General features: G+C 41.1%; 25 protein-coding genes and 1 tRNA gene. 4 read left to right on the top strand and 22 right to left on the bottom strand.

Annotated elements, in window-relative coordinates:
- Positions 1 to 9: 9 nt before the first annotated feature.
- The 6 genes from DAHG_RS07390 to DAHG_RS07365 all read right to left on the bottom strand — a co-directional run bounded on the left by DAHG_RS07390 (position 10) and on the right by DAHG_RS07365 (position 6,120).
- Positions 10 to 543, bottom strand: a complete 534-nt coding sequence (locus tag DAHG_RS07390) for a helix-turn-helix domain-containing protein (protein WP_022937705.1) — start codon at positions 541 to 543, stop codon at positions 10 to 12.
- A gap of 166 nt (positions 544 to 709) precedes the next feature.
- The gene (locus DAHG_RS07385; RefSeq protein WP_022937704.1) at positions 710 to 2,032 is read right to left on the bottom strand and encodes an ABC transporter permease; all 1,323 of its coding nucleotides are present in this window, start codon (positions 2,030 to 2,032) and stop codon (positions 710 to 712) included.
- 2 nt (positions 2,033 to 2,034) lie between these two features.
- The gene (locus DAHG_RS07380) at positions 2,035 to 3,924 is read right to left on the bottom strand and encodes a COG1361 S-layer family protein (protein ID WP_022937703.1); all 1,890 of its coding nucleotides are present in this window, start codon (positions 3,922 to 3,924) and stop codon (positions 2,035 to 2,037) included.
- The gene (locus DAHG_RS19040) at positions 3,911 to 4,693 is read right to left on the bottom strand and encodes an ABC transporter ATP-binding protein (protein WP_022937702.1); all 783 of its coding nucleotides are present in this window, start codon (positions 4,691 to 4,693) and stop codon (positions 3,911 to 3,913) included. Before DAHG_RS19040 ends, DAHG_RS07380 begins: the two co-directional genes overlap by 14 nt.
- A gap of 186 nt (positions 4,694 to 4,879) precedes the next feature.
- Positions 4,880 to 5,188, bottom strand: a complete 309-nt coding sequence (gene trxA / locus DAHG_RS07370; protein WP_022937701.1) for a thioredoxin — start codon at positions 5,186 to 5,188, stop codon at positions 4,880 to 4,882.
- 41 nt (positions 5,189 to 5,229) lie between these two features.
- A complete protein-coding gene (locus tag DAHG_RS07365; protein WP_022937700.1) occupies positions 5,230 to 6,120 on the bottom strand; it encodes a Cof-type HAD-IIB family hydrolase in 891 nt (296 codons plus the stop codon).
- 103 nt (positions 6,121 to 6,223) lie between these two features.
- On the opposite strand from DAHG_RS07365, the gene DAHG_RS19035 reads away from it, so the two are divergent.
- The 3 genes from DAHG_RS19035 (at position 6,224) to DAHG_RS07350 (ending at position 8,413) form a co-directional block, all read left to right on the top strand.
- Positions 6,224 to 8,074 carry a DUF5696 domain-containing protein gene (locus tag DAHG_RS19035; RefSeq protein WP_022937699.1) on the top strand — a complete coding sequence of 617 codons (1,851 nt, stop codon included), beginning with the start codon at positions 6,224 to 6,226 and terminating at the stop codon, positions 8,072 to 8,074.
- A 4-nt stretch (positions 8,075 to 8,078) separates the two neighbouring features.
- Positions 8,079 to 8,249, top strand: coding sequence for a hypothetical protein (locus DAHG_RS21120; protein WP_022937698.1), 171 nt, complete (start codon positions 8,079 to 8,081; stop codon positions 8,247 to 8,249).
- A gap of 88 nt (positions 8,250 to 8,337) precedes the next feature.
- Positions 8,338 to 8,413: transfer RNA gene (locus DAHG_RS07350), tRNA-Thr, on the top strand.
- A gap of 162 nt (positions 8,414 to 8,575) precedes the next feature.
- Here the strand turns inward: DAHG_RS07350 and DAHG_RS07345 are convergent.
- From DAHG_RS07345 to DAHG_RS07325, 5 genes are all read right to left on the bottom strand, one after another.
- Positions 8,576 to 9,757 carry an SDR family NAD(P)-dependent oxidoreductase gene (locus DAHG_RS07345; RefSeq protein WP_022937697.1) on the bottom strand — a complete coding sequence of 394 codons (1,182 nt, stop codon included), beginning with the start codon at positions 9,755 to 9,757 and terminating at the stop codon, positions 8,576 to 8,578.
- A 23-nt stretch (positions 9,758 to 9,780) separates the two neighbouring features.
- A complete protein-coding gene (locus tag DAHG_RS07340; protein WP_235696032.1) occupies positions 9,781 to 10,800 on the bottom strand; it encodes a DNA alkylation repair protein in 1,020 nt (339 codons plus the stop codon).
- A 193-nt stretch (positions 10,801 to 10,993) separates the two neighbouring features.
- On the bottom strand, positions 10,994 to 11,611 hold the full coding sequence (locus DAHG_RS07335; RefSeq protein WP_022937695.1) for an alpha/beta fold hydrolase: 618 nt from the start codon (positions 11,609 to 11,611) through the stop codon (positions 10,994 to 10,996).
- Positions 11,612 to 11,687: 76 nt separating this feature from the next.
- The gene (locus DAHG_RS07330; protein ID WP_022937694.1) at positions 11,688 to 11,900 is read right to left on the bottom strand and encodes a hypothetical protein; all 213 of its coding nucleotides are present in this window, start codon (positions 11,898 to 11,900) and stop codon (positions 11,688 to 11,690) included.
- 73 nt (positions 11,901 to 11,973) lie between these two features.
- Positions 11,974 to 12,903 (bottom strand): calcium/sodium antiporter, encoded by a 930-nt coding sequence (locus tag DAHG_RS07325; RefSeq protein ID WP_022937693.1) that lies wholly within the window; start codon positions 12,901 to 12,903, stop codon positions 11,974 to 11,976.
- Positions 12,904 to 13,130: 227 nt separating this feature from the next.
- Between DAHG_RS07325 and ybaK the strand changes: the two genes are divergently transcribed.
- Positions 13,131 to 13,610 carry a Cys-tRNA(Pro) deacylase gene (ybaK, locus tag DAHG_RS07320; RefSeq protein WP_022937692.1) on the top strand — a complete coding sequence of 160 codons (480 nt, stop codon included), beginning with the start codon at positions 13,131 to 13,133 and terminating at the stop codon, positions 13,608 to 13,610.
- Positions 13,611 to 13,624: 14 nt separating this feature from the next.
- On the opposite strand, the gene DAHG_RS07315 is transcribed toward ybaK, so the two are convergent.
- The 11 genes from DAHG_RS07315 to polA all read right to left on the bottom strand — a co-directional run bounded on the left by DAHG_RS07315 (position 13,625) and on the right by polA (position 26,303).
- Positions 13,625 to 15,361 carry a hypothetical protein gene (locus DAHG_RS07315; RefSeq protein WP_022937691.1) on the bottom strand — a complete coding sequence of 579 codons (1,737 nt, stop codon included), beginning with the start codon at positions 15,359 to 15,361 and terminating at the stop codon, positions 13,625 to 13,627.
- A gap of 62 nt (positions 15,362 to 15,423) precedes the next feature.
- Complete coding sequence (locus tag DAHG_RS07310) at positions 15,424 to 15,951, bottom strand: HD domain-containing protein (RefSeq protein ID WP_022937690.1); 528 nt, start codon at positions 15,949 to 15,951, stop codon at positions 15,424 to 15,426.
- Complete coding sequence (locus DAHG_RS20495; protein ID WP_022937689.1) at positions 15,941 to 16,789, bottom strand: Cof-type HAD-IIB family hydrolase; 849 nt, start codon at positions 16,787 to 16,789, stop codon at positions 15,941 to 15,943. Before DAHG_RS20495 ends, DAHG_RS07310 begins: the two co-directional genes overlap by 11 nt.
- 46 nt (positions 16,790 to 16,835) lie before the next feature.
- Positions 16,836 to 17,555, bottom strand: a complete 720-nt coding sequence (nagB, locus tag DAHG_RS07300; protein WP_022937688.1) for a glucosamine-6-phosphate deaminase — start codon at positions 17,553 to 17,555, stop codon at positions 16,836 to 16,838.
- Between the two features lie 197 nt (positions 17,556 to 17,752).
- Positions 17,753 to 19,168: a pyruvate kinase gene (gene pyk / locus DAHG_RS07295; RefSeq protein ID WP_022937687.1), complete on the bottom strand. Its 1,416-nt coding sequence runs from the start codon at positions 19,166 to 19,168 to the stop codon at positions 17,753 to 17,755.
- A gap of 28 nt (positions 19,169 to 19,196) precedes the next feature.
- Entirely contained in the window at positions 19,197 to 20,159 is a 963-nt protein-coding gene (pfkA, locus tag DAHG_RS07290) for a 6-phosphofructokinase (protein ID WP_022937686.1), read from the bottom strand.
- A 61-nt stretch (positions 20,160 to 20,220) separates the two neighbouring features.
- Positions 20,221 to 21,129 (bottom strand): ATP-binding protein, encoded by a 909-nt coding sequence (locus DAHG_RS07285; RefSeq protein WP_022937685.1) that lies wholly within the window; start codon positions 21,127 to 21,129, stop codon positions 20,221 to 20,223.
- Entirely contained in the window at positions 21,130 to 22,311 is a 1,182-nt protein-coding gene (locus DAHG_RS07280; protein WP_022937684.1) for a DnaD domain protein, read from the bottom strand. It lies immediately after the preceding gene.
- Positions 22,298 to 22,906: a dephospho-CoA kinase gene (coaE, locus tag DAHG_RS07275; protein WP_026880867.1), complete on the bottom strand. Its 609-nt coding sequence runs from the start codon at positions 22,904 to 22,906 to the stop codon at positions 22,298 to 22,300. Before coaE ends, DAHG_RS07280 begins: the two co-directional genes overlap by 14 nt.
- Positions 22,888 to 23,712 (bottom strand): bifunctional DNA-formamidopyrimidine glycosylase/DNA-(apurinic or apyrimidinic site) lyase, encoded by an 825-nt coding sequence (gene mutM, locus DAHG_RS07270; protein WP_022937682.1) that lies wholly within the window; start codon positions 23,710 to 23,712, stop codon positions 22,888 to 22,890. Before mutM ends, coaE begins: the two co-directional genes overlap by 19 nt.
- Positions 23,713 to 23,720: 8 nt before the next feature.
- Positions 23,721 to 26,303 (bottom strand): DNA polymerase I, encoded by a 2,583-nt coding sequence (polA, locus tag DAHG_RS07265; RefSeq protein ID WP_022937681.1) that lies wholly within the window; start codon positions 26,301 to 26,303, stop codon positions 23,721 to 23,723.
- Between the last annotated feature and the right edge of the window lie 271 nt (positions 26,304 to 26,574).

The following is a 26,574-nucleotide window of genomic DNA, read 5'->3' as shown; positions in this document are numbered from 1 at the left end:
TCCTTTCCACTAAAACAGAGGCGGTGTGGTAATCCACAGCACCTTGGCAACAGCCTGACTTTCATTTTTTAAATAATGACTGTTGGTTCCGTTAATATAAAAAGTTTCCCCTTTTCTAACTGTAAATTCACTTTCACCGTCAACCAGAACGATCCGGCCGCTCAGGACATAACCAAACTCTTCCCCGTCATGGGGATCGATAACCTGTGAGGTGCCGTTTACTTCCAGTTCAAGAAGGATGGGTTCCATTTCATTCTTTTGGGCATTAGGCACGATCCAATGAACAGTGCTGCCCTCACGCTCATCAACAAAATAATCGTCCTTGGTAAAGACGCACTTCTCATCCTTATCCTCTTGAAAGAAACTAGCCAAAGTTGTTCCCAGCGCCTCCAAAATGTCCTCTAAGGTGGCAATGGAAGGCGACGTCAGATTTCGTTCAACCTGTGACAGAAATCCCTTGGTCAGCTCACTTCTTGAAGCCAGCTCCTCAAGCGTTAAACTATTTTTAATGCGCAGCTGCTTCAGCTTATGTCCGATATCCACCAAACCCCTCCTTTTGTTTAGCAATAGTAAACTTAATGTTTTTCATTTTCAAACAATACTATTATACCCAATTCGTTTTGAAATGCAATACTAATTAAACAAAAAGTTTTATTTATTAAACAAAAGTTTCAGGCAAAGAAAAAAGACTGCCGAAGCAGTCTTCTGTTTAGTCCTGTTTAATTGCAGATAATGCTGAAATACTTACCGCGCGGTTGGCAGGATAAATACCAGACAACAGTCCTACCAGTGTTGAGAACAGCAATGCTCCCACCACCAGCCACCAAGGAATCACTGATGTAGAACCGATGCCGCCCTGCAGGGCACCATAGATGTCCTGACTGCCGCCGCCGCCAAACGTATTAATCAGATAGGAAACGCCATAGCTGACACCAACGCCAAGCACACCGCCCAAGAAACCTATCGTTCCGGCTTCCATTAAGAACACTGTACGGATATCACTGATAAAGCAGCCCAGTACCTTCATAACACCAATTTCACGTGTACGTTCATAAATTGACATCATCATTGTATTCATGATACCTAAAGCCGCAACCAACAATGAAATAGCACCCAATGAACCAAGCATCAGCTGATCTTTCTGAGCCTTCTCCTGCATCGGCTTACGAATCGTTTCCATGGAATTGGTTGTATAGCCCATTCCCTGAATAACCTCTTCCACCGCCGCGACATTGTTCATATCATCGACTTTAACCGTCACACTGTCATAGCTCTTTTTTGCATCCTTGTTAACAGTAATATTATTTAATTTGTTATATTCATTCTCTAACTTTTTCAAATAATCGACACTCACAAAGACACCCCAGCCGCTGGACGGACTCTTACTCCAATCCTGTTCCATCGTACCGCCATAAACTAAATCAAATTCTTTAGGCTTTTTATTTTCTTTCTGTGAACTTACGACAAACTTCATTTTATCCTTGTTTGGATCAACGAAAGGATCTTTGCCTGATCCTTCATAAACTCGGTTATTAGAACGTTTTTTCGTATTATAGAAATCATAAACCGCCGAAGAACTGAAATAAACCGTATTTTCCTTTACACCCTCTTCACCAGGCCACGAACCCTCTGTAAGCTTATAACCTAAAGCCTCAAGATCATTCAGTGAAACACCGTAAATCATACTGTCATACATATATTTACCGCTGGTAATACTGATTGATCCCCAATTGCTCAATTGATAAGCAGGAGTTAAAGCTACTACATGATCCAGCTCGCGAAACTTTTCCAGCATGGCATCATCCAGCGGATCTATATCCGGTGAAATGCCATATGAATTCACATTGATGATTGTTAAATCACCCATTTGTGACAATGCTTCTTCCTGAGCCTGCTGCATGCCTACGCCCAATGAAACGGTGATAATGATTGCACATGTTCCGACAACAACACCCACGGTTGTCAGCAGCGTTCTAACCTTTCTTTTATAAAGGTTAGAAAAACACATGATAATCTTATCCTTAATACTCATAATTATTCACCATCTTCTGGGAAATCATCATAAGATTCAGCTTCTTGCAATTTAGACTTAGCCTTTTTCTTTTTAATCACTACATAAGCCACTGCCGCGATACCGCCAACAACAACTACGCCAATCAAGATTTTGCCCCACATCGGCATCCCTTCCGGCTGCGTTGGTTCAGGAATATCCATGCCTGGATCAGGTTCAAAATTCATCGAAATCGCGTCACTGCTGAATTCCTTTTCAACAACTACTGTCTGTCCGTTCGCATCCTCATAAGAGAATTTAATCTTACCCTTAACCGGACCTTCCTGATTAGCAGTGATATTTACAGAGTAATAATCAGAGTTGCCTGATTCAACATTTCCTACATAGGATCTTGATTCCATCGCGGTCATATTTTCTCCCTCAACAGAAATCTCAAGGTTATTAATTGTAGATTTACCCTTATTTACATAAGAAACATTGATCTGACTTTCCATACCGACATATATCGGCCCCCACATATCGACTTCACCTACTTCAAAGCGATCGGATTGCTTTAATGGAATAGAAATCTGTTCTGTGGAGCTGCCTTCCTGCAGTTCACCCTTAATGACATATTCAAATTCAAAACGAATTTCCAAGCCATAAGATTTAGGGTCAGCATCTGCCTTTGGCATTAAATTGATACTTTGTCCAATTGAACCATTTGGCGCAATACTCTTCACAAAGAATGAGTTACTGGAGCTAGTCGGTGTAAACGCACCGCCGGTTTTCTCATCAGCAACACTTTGAATTGTCATTTTTAAATTCTCAATCGTAATATTGCTGCTTGTATTTCTGAATACCATCGATAAATCAAAAGGCTGACCGCCAGTTACCGCTGTACCGCCATAGTCATAGCTGTCAATAACAATTTTAGGTTTACCGTTGAGAGCCGCTTCAGAGCCATCGGCTGATTTAGAAATAAAAGCGAAAATCTTTGATGTAAGCGGTGAATCAATGCCATCCGCTGTCACAGATAATTCCAGCATTTGAGAATTCTTATCGATATTCTTGCTGGCAATCATCGGGAAGGTTAATGTCTTTGTTGAATTAGCAGGTAATTCAGGCAGATACATCGTATCGATTGCATTGTTCATCATAATCGTTTCCGTGGTTAAATTGCCGATATTTACATTGACATTCTTAACCGCGCCGTTTGATGGATTATTTAATTCTACAGTTAAATTAAAGGCTTCGCCGGCTTTGATATTCTGACGGTCAAAACTGTAATTGGTGATTTTCAAACGATTAGCAGGATTGCTGTCAGTGCCGTTGATTTTGATATAGGCATTAACTGTTTCAGTTATCGGATTAGAATTGCCAGAATATTTATAAGTAATTTTAATCGGCACTGTCACCGTACCGCTCTTCGCATCGGAGCTTGCTGAAATGCTGGCCTTTAAGATAGCGACCTTGCCCTCAAAACGTTTGTCATCCTTTTGAGTTTTCACATCAAATGACTGAATGTCATTAGCTTCGTAGAAATACAAGCCATCCGGCAAGGTAATTTGTGCCTGTTCATAACTGGTTGCTGTCTTTTTAGTTGCGTAGACAATCGGAAATTCAATCACCTTGGATTCGCCGGCATTGATCGTCGGTGTGTCATAACCCGGATATAATTTAAAAATGTTGCCGTAAATTGGCGTGTCGGGCTCAGGATCAGAAGGCACTTCTACTGTTTCTCTTTTTACACATATAACAGCCCCTGTATCTTGATCAAATGAACCAAAAGCCAACCCTCTGTCTTCACAATATTTTTTAGCATCATCCTCAGACATAGCCGCCTTCACATTCATCCCCGGCATCATGCTGCCCATCATCATCAATGACAGCATCGCCGCAGCACTCTTTAATAGAATTTTATTTTTCCTCATTGCTTTTTCCCTCTTCATTCTTTTTCTGATCCTTAACCTGTTTTGCAGTTTCAGAATCTTTCTCTCTTTTAGTCTTCATAATCGATTCATTAGGTTTATCTGATTTTATATTTCCATCAAGTAAATAAATAATTCGATCTGCATAAGACGCAATTTCCTGATCATGGGTAACAATAATCAAGGTTTCCTTATATCGCCTTGCCATATCAATCATGATTTCCATAACCTCTATGGTTGTATGACTATCCAGATTTCCTGTTGGTTCATCCGCATAAACAATTTTAGGCCGGGCAACGAATGCTCTGGCTATACCTACACGCTGCTGCTGACCGCCGGACATCTGTGAAGGCTTATGCCCCATACGTCCATCCAGTTTTACCGCTTTCAGCATCTCTATCGCATAGTGATTCCGTTTCTTTTTACTCATGCCTCTAAACATCAAGGGCATTGCGACATTTTCAATCGCTGTTTGTGTTGACATCAGATTGTATGACTGAAATACAAAGCCGATATTTTTCTGCCGGAAAGCAGCCAGTTTTTTCTCACTTAACTGGCAAATATCAACGCCGTCAATAAAAACACTTCCTAATGACGGTTTTTCCAGACCTGCCATAATATTCAACAGTGTTGATTTACCGGAACCAGAAGTTCCCAGCACACAACATATTTCTCCCTTTTCAATTTTGAGATTGATACGGTTTAAAGCAACAATTCGCTCCGTATCTACATGGTAAACTTTACGGAGATCCCTTACCTCTATCAAAGACATTGGCTTTCTCTCCTTTTTTACTCTATATGCAAACCCATTATATCATAATTTAATGAAGGGAAAATGCCATTTCTGTCACATTAATCTTAAAAATTTCTTACACAAAATAACAGATTTTCGATAATTGTTTTAAAACAGAACAATTTTAAATTATTGGAAAATAAAAAAAACATCCTCAATTGGATGTTAGATAGCAGAATTTAATAATGCCTGAAGCTGATTCTTAGGCTGGAAGCCAACTACTTGTTTGACTACATCGCCATTTTTAAATAATACCAGATTAGGGATTGACATTACACCGTAACGGCCGGCAATATCGCCATTTTCATCAACATTGACCTTTACGATTGTAACCTTTCCTTCATATTCTTTAGCTAATTCTTCAAGAATTGGAGAAATCATTTTGCATGGGCCGCACCAGTCTGCATAGAAATCAACTAATACTACGCCATTGTCTTTGATTGCATCGAATTCTGCTGTGTTTGTAATTTTCATAAGTAAATACCTCCTGTTTGTTGTTTGTATTATACCATCTATTATTCATGCTTACTCGTAATTTGCTCTAAATTTTCGATGGCATAGGCAATTCCATTATGATTGTTATCTAAGGTAACACCATTGGCTGCCTGTTTGACTATATCCATCGCATTGCCCATCGCAATGGCAATACCGGCACTGGCAAACATTGAACAGTCATTTTCCCCGTCACCAAATACTAAAACTTCATCCTTTTTGATTTGATTGGCACTCATTAACGCTGTCAGTGCATTTCCCTTGCTGATTCCCTTGGGCGATATTTCAACCCATCTTGGTGATGTCCGCACAATTTCATATTCATCATTCAAGGCTTTTTTTAAGGCCTCAAAAACTTCACTGATCCGGGTTGGAAAATGGGTCAGGCACAGTTTGTTGCAGGCATCCGGAAAAGCTTCAAGCCGCTCAGCAAAAAACTGATTGGGATAGCCGCCCCGATTATCACTGATCCAATCACGATGACCGCCGGTCAAAGGAAAGTCCTCAGGAAAGTTGTTTTCAATGCGATAAGCTATTTTAGATTGACGGATATTTTCAGAAAAGTAATCATATAAGCCATCATCCAAAGAAGCGATCAGTTCTAAATCATATGTCTGGGCAAGCTTGAAGACCCGTTCGATATCCTGCTTATTCAATTCTGCTTTCTTCTGCCTTGCATGTGTCATGCAGTCATAAACCGCCAAACCATTGGCTTCTATCAGCATTCCGTGATAAACATCCATTTTCAGCTGAATGGCATAATCCATCAGCTTGCGGTAATTGCGGCCGCTGGCAAGCAGCAGACGCACACCTTTTTCTTCTTGTTTAATTAATATTTGTCTGGTTTGCTCATCGATTCTGTTTTCATCATTCAGCAATGTGCCATCCATATCCATAACGATCCATTTTATCATATGTGTACCTCAGAACCATTATAACTTAATTCATGAACATTTCAACTTTCATGTGTGAATTAGCTATGATAAAATAGAGCTGTTTAACAAGATAGAGGTACTTATGAAGATAAAAATAAAAGCAGATCAAACAATTCGTTTATACAATGACAATGTTCTTTGGTTTGAAATGATGAATGATGGTTATTATCTGTGCAATGAGCAAAAGTTTTGGTTCAGCAAGGCACAGGAAATTACAACGACTGAATTTAATAATGGTTTAGGTTCAGGGTTTAAAACCATTTATAAGGGGTTTAATGACGGTGAAGACGCATGTGAAGTCCTTGTTTGGGTTGAAGAAAGCACTCAGGATATTTATTTTGAATGGCTGCCGTTAATTGAAGATAAGCTTAAACCAAGTGCTGTTTATTGGCCGATGCCGATTCGTTTTGATGATGGGAATGCTGAAAGCTATACATTAATTAATCAGATGCAGGGAACGCTGATTCCTAACAATTGGCCGCATGCTGTGAATCAATTGCATTTTGATGGTCAGTTAGGCAGCAGCGCGGCTTATATGCCTTGGTTTGCACAGGTAAATCAACAGGCTGGTTATCTTGCGGAATGTTTAGATCCTGCCGATGCCGCCTATCAGATTGATCATCCTGCGAATGGACCTTATACCAGCATCAGCATTCGCTGGCTTCCAACTTTAGGCAAAATGCGATACCGCCGCCGGATGCGTTATTCTTTACGGGCCAACTGTGACTATAATGATTTATGCAAGCTTTATCGTCAGCATGTAAAGGAAAGCGGTCTATTTACAAGTCTTCGTGAAAAAGCTGCCCGCAATCCGCTCGTTGATCAATTAATTGGTTCTGCCTTTGTGCATAAAGGAATCAAATCACATATTGAGCCAGATTCACTGTTTTATGATTCTGATAACCCTGAACATAACGATCATCTGACATCTTTTGATACCAGAACAGAAGAAATAAAACAATATCATGAAATGGGCATTAAAAAGCTTTATCTGCATCTTGATGGCTGGGCTGAACCCGGTTATGACAATCAGCATCCCGATATTCTGCCTCCTTGCATTCAGGCCGGCGGCTGGGATGGATTAAAAAAGCTTTCTGATACGATGCAGACATATAATTATATGCTGGGTCTTCATGATCAATATCGCGATTATTATTTTAACGCGAAGAGCTTTGATCCTGCGAATGCCTGCATGAATGAGGATGGCTCGATCTTTGATATGGCCCGCTGGGCAGGCGGCCGTCAGAGCCTCTTATGCGCTTCTCAGGCAGCCATGTATGTAAAACGCAATTTCACTGAATTATTAAAACACGGCATTCACCTTGAAGCCAGCTATCTGGACGTATTTACCTGCAATGAAGGTGATGAGTGTTTCAATCCAGAACATATGATGAACCGCAAGGAATGCTTTGAATATCGCAGGGAATGCTTTTCAATGCTGAATAGTATGAAAATCTTGCCTAGCTCCGAGGAATGCGGCGATTGGGCAATGCGTGAATTAGTATTTGCGCATTATGGCCCTTATGACTTCATGCTGAAAGCACCAGATACACCGCGCAATGGCTATCCGGTTCCCCTGTTTAATCTAGTCTATCATGACTGTATGCTTTTGCCATGGCCGATGGATCAGCACCCAGATCAGGAAGATTATATGCTTTATGCACTGCTGAACGGCGGCGGTGCTTATCTTGAAAAAGAGGGCGCTTATCCGAATACCGATGGTGTGTTTGATACCGATCAGCCAAAAGATTTAGCAACCGCTTGGCAGCGCTGCAAACAGGTGCTTGAGCTTCAGGAAAAGGTTGCAAAAGAAGAAATGGTATCTCATCATTTTATTAATAACGATTGGAAACAGCAAGAAACGCTGTTCGCAGATGGTACCAGAGTTATGGTAGACTTTAATACTCAAAGCTATAAAATAGAAAGGAGCTGAGTCCATGTCAAACAAACAACGCAAATTAGTCATCAATATAACCAATGTAGTTGCCCTGCTGGCAATCTTTACGAGCGGAACCTCCCTGCTTGGTATGCTGACGAAACTATTAGGGTTGCTGGCAGTGATTATAAACCTGATTACCCTAGTGCGTATCATTAAGAGTGAAAAATAAAGACTTTTTGATGTGATTCAGCTTTTTAAAAAATATACTTGAAAATTAACAAAATCGCGCTATAATATAAGGGCGTAATTTCAAGTACGCCGACTTAGCTCAGTCGGTAGAGCAACTCATTCGTAATGAGTAGGTCGGAGGTTCGATTCCTCTAGTCGGCACCATATAAAAACTAAAGCCCATTTAAGGGCTTTTTTGTTTCATTTTTTAGATTTGGTGTAATTTTAAATTATTCACTTTTTCACCTAGTGTTACTTATCAATCTCATCCCTAAAAATATCGATAATACGAAACAGCGTCTCAGCATCGCCAATTCAGCATGACAGTTACAGCATACCCTTCATTGTTTCAATGTCCTTGAGCCACCCTTTAATATAGGTGTCGTATTCCTGCCTTTTCTCTGAGTCTTTGATGTAGCCCTGCATCATTTCCAGCTGATGCCGATAATAATTAGAAAGATTTGTTAACAGTGCAGACAATCCATTCAGCTTCTCAACGTCTTTTTTGTTATAGGCAATCTGATATTGATGTAATGCGGCTGCCATCTCATCGGCAGAATGGCCCGCATATTTTTTGAAATCACGCAGCATCCATTGCTTTTCAAATATATTTCTTTTTTTCCAACCCTCATTCTGTTCATCAAATGTTTTGACGATTGCGATCAGCAGCGTTTGTCCTTCTTCGCTCAATGATGCCGATATTTTTTCATCATTATTTTTATGAATTCCTGCGTCTATCAGCGCCTGTATACCGCCAATCTCTTGACCATGATATTTTTTCGCAAAGAGCAATGACACGGCGAATGCGGTTCCAGCCTCCTGAGCGGAAACAATGTTTTCGCGATTCATATGATAGAAGTCCTCGGTGGAAATCCCCATAAGAGGCGCTACTTTCTCAATTCCCTGCATAGCTGTCTGCGTCTTCACAAGGCCAGGGCCAATACTATAAACCGACAGTCCGGTATCTTCCAGTTCTGCCGCCAATGTATTTGCCAATTCGACCTGCGATGTCTTAAACACCTCATAGCCTCCCATATAGGCTACTGCACCGGAGGATGGAGTGAATACAAGAACACCCTGATTTTTCTCCAACATTTTAGGCAGGAAAAATTGTATCATTTGCAGCGGCCCGCGCAAATGGACATGATAGCTTCTGTCCCAGTCTGAAAGCGGAAGCCGTTCAATGGAATCAAAAGGGGTTATCGCGGCATTATTGATGATGGCATAGGGAGTTCCATATTCTGCCGTTACTTTCTCACAAAAGGCTTGTATAGCCTCAGGCTTCTCAAGATCAAGAGGAATAAATTGAACACGACCAGGGAACTTGGCCGCAATCAAGCTTTCTGCCTTTCTTCCCTTTTCCTCATCCACCTCACCAATAATTACTTTTGCTCCCATATAAGCCAGAGCAAGCCCGGCTTCCAATGCAATTCCGCCACCGCCGCCGGTGATGATAATGGGTTTATCCGCAAGTGCAGACATGTCCCCTTTCATGTTTTCTATGATCATAATTAAATTACGCCTCCTTAGCTTTATTTTAAATTATTTAACTTCAAAAACAAATCAGCAGCCGCTACTTCAAAATTCAGTTTACCTTGCTCTGTGCCATTAACAATAAGTGTTAGCGAATGCATTCCAGGGTAATGTTTTCTTGTACTCAAATCTGCGAAAGAATGTTTTTTTATATACGTCTTTTCTTGCTTTGCCGCAAATGAAGTTTCAGCTATTTTAAATATTTTAAGATTTCGCGTACCGTTCGCTTTCACATAATGAATACCATATTCCAGCCGTACCTTGGCTGCTTTTTTCGCCTTGACTTTAAAAGAAAATGTAATCTCCTCGCCAATGGAAACAGATTTGGCTCGCATGGAAAAATCGCTAACAGTGATATGCCTTGCATCGGCAACACCAAAAATAGCAAGCACCCTTTTGTCACCCCTTTTTAAAAGTGTCCGGCAGCCATGTTTTACGATCCAGTCCGTATACTCATTTTGGCCATACCATTCGCTTGCTATTTGCACAACAAGCTCAGGATGTGTTTTGGATATGTCATTCAGATTATTGGCCACACTTTTACGAACATAGAGTGAAGGATCAGCTTTTAATTGCCCTAAAACAGCAAGCACTAAGGTTGGATCTTTTTTAAACCTAGCCAATGCTTGTCCCCACGGCAGTGCAGGCCGGCATCCCTCACTGGCAAGCCGCCGAACGTGCTCATTGCTGTGTTTTGCCCATATGGACATTTGTGCCATCATGCGTTCCTCATGCTTTATAATAAACTCCCGCACAGCAAATTCAGCAGTTGAACATTGAGTATATCTCTCTAAGGCAGCCATTGACAGATCCCAATTACACTCAGCCTGTCCATAAACTTCTACAAAATCCGGGAAGTAAATGAATGCAAGATCATTATGATGGGCTGGATAACTCGCAATCACCTGATCAAGGACGGCCAATGCCTGTTCATACTCAGAGGGCAAATATTTTCCAAGATTTATCGTAATATGGCGCATACGGCCTTTTAGTGAAAGCGCCTCCCATGTTTCATCCATAATATCACTTATAAAATCACTATCCCGAAAGGAAGGATATATCACCTTAATACGGAAGGCTAATTCATGAATTGAATTAAAATTATAATATCTGTCTTTCAATAATTCAGGCATTGATTCCCTCCTTTCATTTAATTCAGAATAAATTTAAAAAGCAGCAGCATGCGGATAACAGGAAGACTGAAGAATCAATTTACTTCCAGAAAGGAATTATTGCTTTTGCCAGTTCTTCAGGATTATCTGTATTTACTTCATGACCAGCATTTTGAATTAATTTGAATTGACTGTCTTTAATCTGCTCATGCAGTTTAAGCGCACTCTTACGGTTTGCTGAATCTTTCTCACCGCATAAGATCAACACAGGACAGCTAATCTTGTTTAAATCTTTTCTTATATCCAAGCTGCCCATTGAATTAACCAGACTGATAAAGTCATGTTTATTAGATCCCATTTTTCTAAACGTTGATTCAGGCATTAGTTTAAATATGAATCCTTGCAGCTTAAACAGCCGTTTAGGTATTTCATAAGGTGTACCAATTAAAATAACTGAATTTACCTTTTCCGGATATGCTTTGACATAATCAAGCGCTAAAATCCCACCCAGTGAAAGCCCGCATAAACTCACCTTTTCATTATACCCTTGGCAGTCTTCAGCAAAAGCCTTTGCCAGCGCATCATACGTTATGGCCTGCGGATATGACTTAAATAAATCAGGACAATCAGCGTCTATGCCCGTTCCATTTAAATACTGCCGGACAGCCTGCCAGCTTTCACTGTTTTGACCTAAACCATGAATGAGAATATTTTTCATATGTATACCCTTGTCCTTAGATTAAGGATAGCATATCAATGCATCAGCGGCAAGTAAACTTAATCACACAAAGGATTTAAAAACGCAAATGACGGATCTTTTGCTCATAGGCTTCCTTTTCCCGCTGATAAATCGCGGCATCTTCCGGCATATAACCCTGTCTTTTACATTCATTAATATAACGAAATAAATACTGATTGATAATTTTACAGCGATACATCGGATCTTGTTCAAAGGCATCCTTATTATACCTCTTGATCAAACATAAATAATCAATAAAACTTTTCATTTTATCACCTCAGGGGTAGTATACCTTTAAACCTGACACGATTTATGTCACAAAAAGAAAAAAAGCCTTGCGGCTAATTTCTGATAATGATATAAGTTAGATAAATTGCGAAGAGTACCAGCATCGTAATCCCCGCCTTTTTATTAAAGCATTTCTGTTTCATTGATATTACCAGCGTCTGAATGAAAATCACCATCATAAAGATCAAATCGGTAAAGATAACCGGTGCGATTTCAATTGGATTCACCATTGATGACAAACCAATAATAAACAGGATATTAAAAATATTAGAGCCGATAACATTACCTAAGGCAATATCACTTTGTCCTTTGCGGGCAGCTACCACCGAGGTAACAAGCTCAGGCAGTGAGGTACCCACGGAAATGATTGTTAAACCGATCAGCGTCTCACTCAAGCCAAAGCTGCGGGCGATACTGGTTGCTGAATCAACCACCCATTGACCGCCAAAAATAATCAGTGCTAAACCGATAATTGATACTGCTACACTCATCGGTACATTGAATTTAGGCTCATTCACTTCAATACTGTGACGGCTTTTTAATGAAGTAATTACCGTATAGCCAACATAAGCAAGGATCAATACGAACAAAATTGCCCCCTCAATACGGCTGACTACATTGCCGGTATAACAAAACAGACAAAGCAGCAAGCCGCCGACAATCATGACCGGCAAATCAAAGTCAATGATTCGCTTTTGTACCTTTACGGTTTTTAAAGCTGCCGACGCGCCGAGTACAATCAAAAGATTGAAAATATTAGAGCCGACAACATTGCCTACCGCAATCGCATTGGAACCTGATATACCAGCAGTAATACTGACCGCTGCTTCCGGAGCACTGGTGCCAAAGGCTACAATGGTTAACCCGATAACAATCGCCGGTACCTTTAAATGATCAGCGATTGAGCTGGCCCCATCCACAAAGAAATCAGCGCCCTTTACTAAAAATGCAAAACCTACAATTAATAACAAAAAATCCAGCATGATGCTTCCTCCCAAAAAAAAGCCTATGCTACATAGCGTAACATAGGTCTTGTCTTTTATAATTAAACCAGTTTCAGCAATGAAACATGATGTTGATTTAATGACGCTCACAGCGCAGACTACTCCCCTAATGGAAATACTTCATTATTATAATGGACAAAAACCTAAAGTTCAACCTTTTTCTTTCACTTTTTGTAATTTAGGATTATAATATCAGCGGTGATTTTATGAAATTAGAAAAAACAAATGCGATGCGGATTCTCGATAAAGCCAAAATCAGTTATCAGACATATACCTATGATGCTGATGATGGTGCTATTGATGGCGTATCAGTCGCTAAGAAATGCTCACAGGCTCCGCAAAAAGTATTTAAAACCCTGCTTACGCGCGGCAGCAGCAAAAATTATTTTGTATTTGTCATTCCTGTTGAACATGAACTAGATTTAAAGAAATGTGCAAAAGCGGTTAATGAAAAGAGCGTCGATATGATTCCGGTCAGTGAAATCAACAAAGTCAGCGGCTATATCCGCGGCGGCTGTTCGCCTATCGGTATGAAAAAGCTGTATAAAACTGTCCTGCATGAAAGCTGTCAAACATTAGATACAATCATATTCAGCGGCGGTAAAATCGGTTTTCAGATTGAAATGAACCCGCATGAACTGATTCAGCTCATTCATGCAGAAACAGCGGATCTAGTTAAAGCATAAATTAATCTTTTAGGTTAATTTATGCTTTTCTTTAGCTTAATCACCATATCAAGAGTCGTATCCGTTCCCTTTAAATAAAGCAGAGACTGACCGTTTTCTTCATAAAGAATCATTTCGGTATCTGGTTTTAAATGAGGATTTGCGTCCTTTAACTGCTGATAATAGAAGTCAGCTTCACTTTGACTCATTGGCTGATTAAAGGTTTTATTTTGCTTATCCAAAAGATAAACCAGTAATTCATCCTTATTCTTAGTCGCTGTGTAAACAACCGCATAGCGTTCATCCTCATAAAATGTATAGCGGTTGCAGGTCTTTAAATCACGATTCATATCATAAAGCATCGTAGTGTTCGCACTGCGGGCTAAATTACAGTCAAACAAAGGCATGAAGATAGTATTATGATCAATACGCTCAAAGTTATTATAGAAAATAACATCCTTTTCAGGCATTGTAATTAATGTTTTATCTTCAACCTTACTTAATGAATAGCTTCCCCATGAATTGAGCTTGCCATGGATTTCAAACTTATCGAAATAATCACCCTGCTCATTAATTAATTCCTTAATACTTAGAATACCATCAGCTTTAGCTGCCGCTGAGAAATGGCGGTCAGCGATTGGCAAGCCTGAATTTTTATAACAATGAACAGTTTCTTTGTCATAATCAAAGCTTGTGTTGATAGATGCTACCTGAAGGATCATTTCATTACCTGAAAGCTTAACATCATAGGCATAGGGTGTATCATACGTGTAACCGCCGACAGCTCCGTCACGATACTCATGATAAGTGAACAAATCATATTCAGCCTCATAGGTGTAGCCGAGCCATGGACTGTTATCATTCTCAATCATTCCTAACGGCACGCCATATAATTCTTCATATTTTTGCCGGACAGCTTCGCCCTTATAGAATTCACTGTAATCAGGAATCGGTGTTTCCAGTTTTATGAGCTGGCCGTCAATGACGATTTCATCGATGTCATCCATAGCATAGCGTCCCACAGCAATAGGTTCAACAAGGGTGAATACATATTGCATCTTCTCGAAGAAGCCCTGCTGATCCGCATAGAAAGCAAGCATCAGCTGCTGGATATTTCGCTCTGCCTGCTCCTTACTAAAGGAAACACTTTCCCATATTCCTAATGATAAGTAAGGCAGATCAATGGTTATCTCTGAGCGATTTTCTGCTAAGAACTGCTTAGAGACTCTTGCATCAGCTGGAATAGTGAAATCTGGCTGATAGGCTGTGCCTAGTGATGAAATATCCAAGCTCTTATCACGAATAAATGCAGGATGCTCCCGCAGCTTAAAATAATCTACCGGATAGATATTCACAGAACCTTTAAATTTTAGAAAATAAATGTTTGATGACAAAAAGGCATCGTAGACAGCAAATCCTTGATCACCATATTCTACATCAATAAGCGTTTTTAATGTTTTGTCTGAACTTGTTGAAACATCATTTTCACTGATTATCAACTGCTCGTCATAATCATGAGTCGGCGTTAATTCTAAAGATTTCAGCCATTCAATGACTGCCGCCTTTTGATTATTAGAAACAGCATCACCATTCAGCTTCATAACCCCAAGATCCTTTGTAAAAGATTCGATTTCCGGCATGATGATGACTGGCTTTAAATCCGTTTCGGTACTGACATCGCCGCTGTCTCCCTCATTCGGCAATTCATTAGGCATTGCGGGCTGACAGGCGCAAAGCAAAAGCGCAAGTACACATAAGCTAAGTTTCTTCATCAAACCACCCCTCTTTACCCTTAGTATACAACACATAAACAAAAACAACAAAAAAAAGACGCTTATTGCGTCAATTCTTGAAACAGCTTCAAATAAGTCTGTTTGATTTCTGAACAAGTTTTTTCCTTTAAGTCAGGTTCAGTAATCAGCTCAGCTTGATACTCAATCAATTCAGGTCCTACCAAATCCTTAAATTCCGCAGCCAGCATTGCATCATCAATCATTTTAATGGAAGCCGGCAATTCAGGATCAAGGCCATACTTCTTCAAAATGACTGCCAGCAGCTGATCCTCAGCCTCACAATACTTTGGCATCTGCTGTTTGATTGGCCGTATCAGATCCGCCATATAGGCCTCAGAGGCATCATGCAGCAGGGCTGTCAGCTGCAGCTGCTTGCCAAAGCCGCGCGCCTTAGCTTCCAAAGCACAATTAATGCAGTGCTGACCTACTGAATAAAAATATTTCGTATGTCCATTCGCCCGGCACAGCTGTGACAGGGCATGGGCAATATCCTCAATATGAATTTGCTTTTCATCACAAGCCAGCGGAGTGACTCTTTCACCGCTTTGCGTTACCATGCTATCGCTCATAAAGCTCATCCTTAAAATGCTCAATCGCCTTAGTGATTCCCTGCTGCATATTAGTATCGGTCACATAATAAGCCGCCGCCTTAACATTCTCCATTGCATTCCCCATCGCGATGCCATATTTAACACATTCAATCATAGAAAGATCATTCTCCGCATCACCAAAGCACATGATTTCATCATGGCTGATACCCAGCCGCTGGGCTACTTTCAAAACACCTTTTCCCTTGCTGATGCCTTTTTTCATGATTTCGAGCCAGCGCGGGCCAACAATCATCACATCATAGTCAGCCAACGCACTCATCAGCTTCGGCTTTAACTGAACAATTTTATCATCCTGAAGAATCAGCTTATTAATCGCTGGTTCAATCAAATCATCCGGATGCTTCAAATAGCAGTTATTCACCATTTCACCTTCAAAGCCGATTTCCTTCAGTTTACCTTCAAAGAATGACAGTATGCGATTCCACCAGCGATGATAAGGTTTTACATAAAAATAAAAGCGTTCAAAGGTAAAAGCGATACCCTTTAAATCATAACGATGAGCAAGCTTGAAAACATAGCTCGCATCCTTGCTGTCAAGCTGTCCCTCAACCTCATGACTGCCATCCTTTAAGCACATGATTTCAAGACCATTAATGCCTACGATATAGCCGGTTTCACGCATATCCAAGATATCCGTTACCTTCAGCAGATCGCTGCAGTTTCTGCCGGATGCCAAAACAAGCACGATTCCCTGCTGCTGACATTGCTTCAGTATTTCAATGGTAGATGGATCAATCGATTTATCATTGCGGTAAAGCGTACCATCCATATCCATAACAATCATTTTTATGGCCATAACTACCCTCCAAAAGAAAAACAGCCTTGCGACTGTTTCGTCTTCCTTATTTTAACTTGCTGGCTGCCGCTTTGTCAACGATAACCACTACATCCGGATGATTCTGCAGAACAGATGCCGGGCAGTCAACACTTACCGGACCATCAACCATTGCACTGACAGCATCCGCTTTATTAGCGCCGGTAGCAACTAAAAGAATCTTTTTAGCTTTCATGATGGTAGCGATACCCATCGTGATCGCATGAGTAGGAACCTTATTGATGTCGTTTTCGAAGAAACGCGCATTATCCTTACGTGTGCCTTCCTTTAAAGTAACGATATGTGTTTCTTCATCAAAAGAAGTACCTGGTTCATTGAAACCGATATGACCATTGCTGCCGATACCTAATACTTGAATATCAACAGTTACATTATCCATTGAACGTTCATAAGCTTCACAGTCTTCTTTTGTATTGCCATATGGCAGATGTACATTTTCTTCTTTAATATCGATGCCGTTAAACAGATTTTCATGCATAAATGTATAATAAGACTGTTCATGATTACGGTCGATACCTACATATTCATCAAGATTAAAGCTTTGACATTCAGCATAGCTTGTACCGTTTTCCTTATGGTCTTTGATCATATTTTCATATAAGCCGATCGGGCTTGAGCCAGTTGCCAAACCTAATACCGCATTGGGTTTAGACGCCACTAATTCATGCATTACTTTGAATGCTTCAGCACTTACTTCTGCATAATTTTCTACTACGATTACTTTCATAAAATACCCTCCTTGTTGATGATTTTATTATATCAAAGAGTGAAGTGAAATCATAGCCCGCAGACTTTAAACTATCAATAAAGAACATAAAATAATGTTGATTATTGTTTATTCTCTATAAAATGAACAATTTTATTTGTGAACTTTATAAATTCTGTCAAAAGAAAACCGAGGCTTCTCAGCCTCAGTCACATTCTTTATTTAACATCAATAATCTTCATTGTGTTGGTTGCGCCAGAACCAGTTGGATATCCAGCAACCAAGATAATTGTCTCACCCACAGCAATGCCGTGTTCTTTGGCAATTTCTCTTGCTAATTCACATTCATTCAGCTGAGTATTCACGGTCTTGCTGAGGTATGTGGATACGCCCCAGTTAACAGCCAATGAACGTTCAACCTCTTCATCAAAGCATACAGCGATGATTGGTGCCTTTGGACGGAATTTAGCGATTCTTCTTGCTGAATTACCGCTTGAAGTGAAGCAGATAATACCGGCAACATCTAAAGACATCGCAGTGTCAGCCGCTGACATACCGATAGCATCTTCCTTTGTTTTTCTTGAAGTAGCGATTGCTTTATCAAGACGTTCACGGTAAGGCAGAATAGTTTCCATTGCTTTAGAAATCTTATCCATTGTCTGAACCGCTTCAATCGGATAAGCACCGACTGCTGATTCACCTGAAAGCATGATGCCGTCAGTACCATCTAAAACCGCATTGGCAACGTCGCTTGCTTCAGCACGTGTCGGTCTTGGATTTGCCTGCATTGATTCAAGCATATGAGTTGCTGTGATAACCGGTTTACCAAACGCGTTAGCACGTTTGATCATTTGCTTTTGATAAATTGGTACTAATTCAACAGATACGTCAACACCTAAGTCACCGCGGGCAACCATGATGCCGTCAACAACGTTCAGGATTTCATCAAGATTGTCATAACCTTCCTGGTTTTCAATCTTTGCGATGATCTGAATATGATTATCGCCTTCTTCTTCAAGAATACGGCGGATTGCCAGCACATCTTCTTTTCTTCTAGTAAAAGACGCTGCAATGTAATCTAAATGATTTCTTGCCGCAAAACGAATATCGCTTTCATCTTTTGGTGAAATGAATGGCATACTTAATTTAACATTAGGCACGTTGCATCCCTTACGGTTCTTGATCACACCCGGATTTTCAATACGGCAGTCAAGCTCACCGTCACGTTTTTCAAGAATTGTCAGACGCACTTTACCGTCGTCGATCAAAATTGTACCGCCAACTGAAACATCGTCAAACATTTCCGGACATTGAATGTGAAAGCGTTCTTTAGTTCCTTCGATTTCTTCACGAACCAAAGTAACGATATCACCTTTCGCATATGTTTCCTGACCGTTTTTGAAAACGCCGCAGCGAATTTCAGGTCCCTTAGTATCCAGCAGAATTGCAAACTTCTTACCGGATTCCTTGGCTACTTTTCTGATTCTCTCAATTCTCTCAAGATGTGCATCATGTGTTTCATGAGAAAAGTTTAAACGGCAAACGTTCATTCCGGCTTCAGCCATTTTAACTAACATTTCTTCACTTTCAGTAGCTGGACCAATGGTGCAAATAATTTTAGTCTTTCTTTCCATTTTTTTAATATCTCCTTGTTTTTAAACCTTAAACTAAACGATCAAACAAATCCTGCAATCGCTTCCTGGAAGCGCGCGGCATATCCAAAGCTTCTTCAATCGGTACGGCAATAATCTGGTTATCCTTGATACCCACACATTGTCCGCCGATACCAGCCAGCAGCAGATCCACAGCTTTTTCACCCATCCGCGATGCCAATACACGGTCGATCGGCGTCGGTGAACCACCGCGCTGCACGTGACCTAATACCGTAGCACGGCCCGAAAAGCCAGTATTGAGACTTACCTTTTTCGCAAATGCGTCAACATCGGTAATTTTCTCGCTGATTACAACAATTGCATGACGTTTCTTCTTCACAACATCAAATTCTTTAAGGCGTTCGAGAACCTCAGTTTCCTCAAAACCGGTCTGAGCAGTGATTACGATTTCTGCACCGCAGGCGATTCCTGACCATAAAGCCAGATCTCCGCAGTGGTTGCCCATAACCTCTACCACCGAACAGCGGTGATGAGAGCTTGAAGTATCTCTTAATTTATCTACGGCCTCTACTACTGTTGACAGAGCAGTATCAAATCCGATTGTTGAATCTGTACATGTGATATCATTATCGATAGTACCCGGCAAGCCGATACAGTTGATGCCCTGATTTGTCAATGCGAGCGCCCCCCGATAGGAGCCGTCGCCGCCAATCACGACAAGCGCGTCAATTTCACGCTTTCTTAACTGCATGATGCCCTTCTCCTGCACCGCAGGATCTTTAAATTCAGGCAAACGTGCCGATCCTAAGATCGTTCCGCCGCGGTCAATAATATCACCAACATCATTTCTTGTCAGTGGTTCAATATAGCCTTCAACTAAACCACGATAACCATCGTAGATGCCATAGACTTCAACGCCGCTCTTCAAAGCGACACGGGTTACAGCACGGATGGCTGCATTCATTCCTGGAGCGTCACCTCCGGAAGTGAGAATACCTATACGTTTCACCATATCTGATTCCTCCGTTCATGCCCTATTATGATAGCATTTTTACAAACTTTTGACTAGTATTTTAAGTACGTCTGTTACAACCTTTTACATTTTTTTCAAATGTAAGTGCTTTAATTCTTTCAATCAGCCGATTTGCCTTAATCGGATCGCTGTTGCCGCGGCTATCCATTGCGAAATGCCCTTCCAGTTCTTTAATCGTATAATTACTCGTAAAGTAAGTTAAACGATGCTTTTCCATCCGTTCATTCAGAATCGGCAGCAGGATTTCATCACGGCTCCATGCCGTTACACTTTCACCGCCGATATCATCAAATAAAACAACATCTGCCCTTTTTAATGAACGAATCATATTCTCCATAATACTATTTTCACTCATGTTTAATTTCAACGCCATGATCAGCTCCGGTACATTGACAAAGGCTACTTTCTTATTATGCTTCGCAAAGTAATTGGTAATACATGCTCCCAGATAAGTCTTGCCTACACCCGGCGCGCCATGCAAATACAAGCCCTTGACTGGCTCTTTAAGATTCCTGACCACTTCCGAAACCGCACTCACATAAGCCGGCTTCTCATTGCTTAAATCAATGTTTTCAACCGCCACTTTCAGCAGATCATCACTGAGGTGGTGAAGAATATAATTTTTAACATGCGTCAATTCATCACGGCGTACACGCTGATAGCGGCAATCTGTCAGCTGATAATTAAGCAGACCGTCATAAACCAAATTCAGCAATTGGCCTTGACTTGGCTGAACACATTTATCAAGCCCTGAACATGACTGACATTTTTTCAGACTCATCAGCCATTCGTGAATTTTAGTCGTATGCTTTTCAAGAAAGCTTTCATCGAGCTGGTATTGATGCAGCCAGCGCTTCACTTCCGGATCGGCCTTCAGTAAGCGCAGACGTTCTTCCTTTAACCGCCGCTGCTCTTCATTCAGTTCAAAATGCACCTCAATCTTCTCCATTTACTCACCCCGCATTTTCGCTAATTCAGCCTTCAGCTTTTCAATATCCTCAGGCTTTAATTCTTCATCTTCCTCTTGCTGATTGCCGGTATACCAATCCGGCAGCTGTTTCTCTGTTGTTTTAAGTTTAGCCGATGGCTTGCGTTTCGGTTTTGGTTCTTTAATTTTCTGAACCTGATCCAGCGCTTTTTCCATCGTATCAATATTCAACCTCACCCATGATCCGGCAATCTTTTCGACATAAGCCTTGCTGAGATTTTGATTCAGCGTATTCAGCACATATTCGACAAGCACATTGACGACTTCCTTAGGCAGCTTTAACTCATCTTCAAGATAAGCAAGCAAACGCTTATCGGTGTTAGTAACCGGTACGCCATTTTGCTTCATCTGCAGGAATTTAATTACCGGCAAACGATATGGATTAGCATCGGCTTCAACCACCTGATATTTCTTTGTAATTGCATTTTTCAGCCGGCTGACACTCAGCGTTTGGGTTTTCAAATTAATGCTGCGGGCCACCAGCTTGATCATTTCTTCTTCATTCACACCATAATAAGAGCCAAGCTGCTCAATAGTTTCTATATTTTCCTTCGTTCTCGCGGCTGCCGGAAAAGCCAGCTTTGAACATTGGGTTAAGAATAATTCGGTATTAAAAGTAATTCGCATCGTGTTTTTCTTTTCAGGCTTAACCTCATGGAATTTCTTTTCCTCTTCTTCTTCCCATTCAAACCAATCGGCCATCCGAAACGGTTCGCTGATTTCTTCATATCCCTCAGCGATCTGTCCCTTCGCAAAGCTTACCTGCATCATCTCATACATCTGACGGCCTTGCTGTTTTAAGTATAAACGGCCAAACACATCATGCCGCAAAAAATCTAAGCCCTTTTTAGGCACCTTGAGCTGAATCAGCATATGATCGGCGCCGGCATAGGTTTTAATCAGCATAAACTGTTCAAGGATTTTGCGGCTTTTAGTCAGTTCCGCAGGTGATAGCTGGAGACTTTGACAAAGCAGAATTGTTGAACAAGTATTCTGATTCATCGTGCATAAGGCTTCCAGCAGGCTGTAAAGGTGAAGCGCACGGGAACCGATCAAAGGCCCGTAAAGCACGAAAAGCGATGCTCTCTCTTCATCGCTGATGCTTTCAATCCGTTCTATTTTTAACTGTTCATCTTTTACCATCGCGCTTATCCACTCCATGCAGCAAACTGTCAATCTGTGACTGTAATTCTTCAAGAGAAGCATTATTCACAATGACATGATCAGCTTTTTTTATCTTCATTTCACTCTTCATCTGCGTCTTTAAACGCGCTTTAATCGCTTCATCATCCATACCGCGGTTTTGTTTCAAACGTTTTATGACAACCGCTTCATCAGCAACAACGACCCAGCTTTCATCGAAATATTTTTCCCAGCCGCTTTCAAACAACAGCGGTACTTCCACAAAAATCAGAGCGTCCGTGCTGGCTGCACACTGCTCCTTAACCCATGCCAAAATCAGCGGATGCTGAATGGCTTCCAGCAGTTTCCTTTTGTCTGGATCGGCGAACACAAGAGATGCGAGTTTTTGGCGGTCAATATTACCAGCCGCATCCAAAATACACGCTGAGAATGCATCAATCATCTGCTGGTAACCCAAGGTGCCTTTATCACAGCACAGCCGCGATCCCTGATCACAATCAATTACCAAATAGCCGCGTTCGCGCAGCGCTTTAGAAAGTGTTGACTTGCCGCTGCCGATAATACCGGTAATGGCGATTACTTTCTTTTCTGGCATTTTGGACACAGACAAGTCCCCCTTCCTATCACTTTAATTTTTTTAATGGGTGTCTGGCAGATCAAACACGGCTGATTTTCTCTGGCATGTACCTTCAGTTTCAGCTGAAACAAGCCGGTAACCCCTAATGATGAGGTATAAGAGCGAATCGTTGTGCCGCCTGCCTTAACCGCCCCGGCTAAAATCCTGCGGGTATGAAATAAAATATTTTCAAAATCCTTCTTTGAACAATGACTGACTGGGGTTTTCGGATGCAAACCACAGGCAAAACAGATTTCATCAGCATAGATATTGCCGATACCTGCCAAAAAGGTTTGATCCAGCAGCATCGCTTTCAGCGGCATTTTTTTAGGATGCCACTTTTTATATAATGCCAATGCGTCAAGCCGTTCATCAAATGCATCCAGACCGGTATTTTTAAGCATTGGATAATTCTCATCTTCAGCCAGCGGATAAATCTCCATGCGGCCAAACTTGCGGGTATCATTATAATGCAGCTCACGGCCATCATCCAAATGAAATACCACATGAGTATGCTTATTACGCATCGTTGGCTGATCATAAATATAAAATTTACCTTCCATGCGCAGATGGGCAATCAGCATATCCTCATCAAGAACAAACATCAAATACTTGCCGCGGCGTTTATACGCCTGAATCGACTGACCGATAATCTTCTGTTTGAAAAAATCACTGCCCTGCGGCAGAATATTCTCCCAATAGACATCAACTCCGACGATTTTGGGATGTCCCAGCTGTACTTCAAGCGTCGCTCTGACGGTTTCTACTTCAGGTAGCTCAGGCATACGCTTACCTATTTGGCATCATACCATGATTTGCCGATATTTGCGTCCGCAATCAAAGGTACTTTCAAGGCCATTGCCTGTTCCATAGCATTCTTAACTAAAGTCTTCATCAATTCAATTTCATCCTCACAAACATCAAAGATCAATTCATCGTGAATCTGAAGAATTATTTTTGATTTGCACTGCTGCTTCACCATTGCATTGTATACATTAACCATCGCCACCTTGATCAAATCGGCGCTGGATCCCTGTATCGGGGCATTCATTGCCGCCCGCTTGCCAAACTCACGAACCATGTAGTTTTTATCATGAATTTCATTAATTTCACGGCGGCGGTTAAACAGTGTCTTCACATAACCATTGGCTTCACAGAAAGCGACGGTCTCATCCATAAACTGCTTGATTTCCGGATACGATGCAAAATAACGTTCAATGAAATCCTTTGCCTCATTGCGGCTGATGCCAAGCTGTTCGCTTAAGCCAAACTCACTGATCCCGTAAACAATCCCAAAATTAACCGCCTTAGCCTGACGGCGCATATTGCTTGTAACATCATCATGAGCAACACCAAACACTGACATGGCCGTTTGTGTATGAATATCAATACCACTGTTGAAGGCATTGATCATTTCCTTCACATCCGCCATATGCGCCAGCATGCGCAATTCAATCTGAGAGTAGTCCGCTGACAGCAGCACATGGTTTGGACTGGCTACAAAAGCCTTGCGGATTTCCTTGCCTTCTTCATCGCGCACTGAAATATTCTGCAGATTCGGTTCAGAAGATGATAATCGACCAGTGGTAGTCAGACATTGGTTAAACAATGTATGTATCTTTCCGTCAGCCTTTACATGCTTGGCAAGACCAATCGCATAAGTGCTGTAAACCTTCTGGAATTTACGATGCTCCATCAGCAGCGGAATGATCGGATGCGCATTCATCAGTTTTTCCAATACATCGACTGCCGTCGAACGCTTTTTGCCAGCTTTTAGTCCCAGCTCATCAAATAAAACAACAGCCAGCTGCTTTGGTGAATTGATATTAAATTCATGGCCGGCAGCCTCATAGATTTGTTTGGTCAAAGCCAATACTTTCTGATTCGTATTTTCGGCGATTTCATTCAACACATTCAGATCGGTGCAGATGCCGTTGTTTTCCATTTCAAATAAAACCTTTGTAACCGGCATCTCGATATCATAAAACAAGCTGTTTAGTTCCTTTTCAGCTAATTCCTTCTTCAGCTGTTCAATCGCCGCATAACAGCCATGCGCCTGAATCTTAACATATTCGATACGTGATAATTCATCACTCAGCTGCGGACGGCCTTTTTTGCCGTAAACATCATCACTTGTAAGCTTGCGGTCAATCTTGAATTTTTCAGCAAACGCATCATAGCTGGTAATCGTGCCGTCACTTAGAAAAGCCGCGATCCAGCAATCAAAATCTAAGCCATTAACCGGAATCTGCACATGTTCAAACAAATGCATCAGATGCTTGACATCAAAGCCCGCCTTGCTATCCTGACTGGCTAAGAATGCCTGAGCACGCGCATCCCTGCGCAAATCATCAATTTCAATATATTCACAGCCGCCCTCATTAACCCATGCCAAACCAAAGAATTCAGCATCCTCATAGGCTTCATTGTTGCAGTCTGGATATAACAGCACACCGTTTTTAAGCAGTGATTCACTGATTTGTTCTACCTTTTTTATCTCTGTATCCGCATAGACGGTCTTATCCTCAACCTGTTTGACAAATGAGAGCATTTCATATTTTTTATAGAAACTGTTGCTTCTTTCCACATCTTCATGAAAAACACAGGATTCCAAATCAAAAGGCAGCTTCGCGTCGGTAACGATGGTAGCTAAAAATAAAGAAAGCTCAGCTTTATCCTTATTCATTTCTAACTTTTCTTTCAGCTTGCCCTTAATCTCATCAATATGCTCATACAGATTATGAACCGTTTCATATTGATCCAAAAGCTTCAGCGCTGTTTTTTCACCGACGCCTGGAACACCAGGGATGTTATCCGCTGTATCACCCATCAGACCCTTTAATTCAATGATTTGAGAAGGTGTGACATGAAAGTTATCCTTTAATCCCTGTACATCGACCAATTCCATTTCCGTAATGCCTTTTTTCATCAGCAGCACATTGGTTGTCTCATCAATCAGCTGCAGCAAATCACGATCTGATGTCAAGATTACCGTCTGATAATCAGGATAGGTTTTAGCGGCGCTGCCGATGATGTCATCAGCCTCAATGCCCTCACATTCATACCATGGAATGCCCTTAGCTTCCAGATATTCTCTGGCAATAGGAAATTGTACGATCAGCTCCTGATCCAGCTGCCTGCGGGTTCCCTTATACTCTTTAAATGTCTCATGGCGAAAGGTTGGCTTGCCGCTGTCAAAAGCTACCAGCAAATGATCCGGCTTAATTAAATCCAGCGCCTTGTTTATCATTGTGATAAAGCCATAGACAGCATTGGTAGGAATACCGTTAGATGTAGTCATCATACGGCCATATAGGGTTGCGTAATATGCTCGAAAGAGCATCGCATTGCCATCAATCAATAAACATTTTTTCATAAATAATACCTCCTGCACATAAAACAAACTTCCATATTATTCTACCACAAATTTAGACTCACTAACAGAATTTGACAAAGAAAAACACTCCGCAGAGTGCTTAATTCATAATGATCAATTCATACCAGTAATCTAAAGATTCTATCTTAGCTAAAAAGTAATGTTTCCTAAATGCAGAGCAGAAGCACACAAATCCTTATTTCTTTGATAATTTAACTCCATCCATATTCCAATGTGATTTCATTGGATATATAGGCTTGCAATATATAAG

This window comes from Dielma fastidiosa (assembly GCF_000313565.1).
In the GTDB taxonomy this organism is placed as follows: Bacteria; Bacillota_I; Bacilli_A; order Erysipelotrichales; family Erysipelotrichaceae; genus Dielma; species Dielma fastidiosa.
This window is presented reverse-complemented; position numbering and strand designations above follow the sequence as displayed.